The 1,052-nt window shown below is 47.8% G+C and carries 1 pseudogene; it reads right to left on the reverse strand.

Features of this window, described 5'->3' with window-relative positions:
• Window positions 1-1,052: pseudogene (gene secA / locus GY683_RS07005) on the reverse strand (preprotein translocase subunit SecA); the annotation flags it as partial.

Genomic DNA, 1,052 nt, shown 5'->3' on the forward strand with positions numbered 1-1,052 from the left:
AGATCATCTTCAAGTGACAAGAAAAAGCGTGAATAGCCAGGATCGCCTTGTCGCCCTGCCCGTCCTCGTAACTGGTTATCAATCCGTCGTGATTCGTGACGCTCCGAGCCGATGATGTGTAGCCCGCCTGCTTGTTTGACCTGTTCGTTTTTAAGCAGCCAATCAGCTTCTAGCACACGTCTTTCATCATCACTTAATTCATGCAAATTCTCGGTTTGGGCTTGCCAGTTACCACCTAAAATAATATCCGTACCACGACCTGCCATGTTGGTGGCAATGGTTACCGCAGACGGACGACCTGCTTGGGCGATGATCTCGGCTTCACGTTCGTGCTGTTTGGCGTTTAGTACGTTATGAACGATGCCTTCTTGATCCAGCAAAAATGACAACTCTTCGGACGCTTCAATGGTTGCTGTCCCCACAAGCACAGGAGCACCTTTGGCAGTGATCTCACGAATTTCACGGATAATGCCTTGGTATTTACCCAGCTTGGTCAAGAAAATTTGATCGTCCAAATCTTTACGGGCGATTGGGCGATGGGTAGGAATGATTACCACGTCCAAGTTATAAGTGGATTTAAATTCTGCCGCTTCGGTGTCTGCCGTCCCTGTCATACCAGACAGCTTGTCATACAGACGAAAATAGTTTTGGAAGGTCGTGGTTGCCATGGTTTGGTTTTCGGCTTGGATTTCTACACCTTCTTTGGCTTCCACCGCCTGATGCAGACCTTCACTCCAGCGACGCCCTGGCATGGTACGCCCCGTGTTTTCGTCCACGATGACGATCTCGCCCTCATCAACGATATAATGCACATTTTTAAAGAAAATATGGTGTGCTCTGATCGCTGCTTGCACATGAGCCAACAGCGGCAGACGGGCAGGCGAATACAAGCTTTCGTTTTCGCCAAGTTCACCCACTTCAACAAGGAACTTTTCAATTTTTTCGTAGCCTTTTTCGCTGATCTCGATGGTGCGGTTTTTTTCGTCAATCCAAAAGTCGCCTTCTTCGTTATTTTTATTGGCTTCTTCGTCTTTAGAACGTTGCAATCTTGG

This window comes from Moraxella sp., assembly GCF_024227015.1.
Classification (GTDB): domain Bacteria; phylum Pseudomonadota; class Gammaproteobacteria; order Pseudomonadales; family Moraxellaceae; genus Moraxella.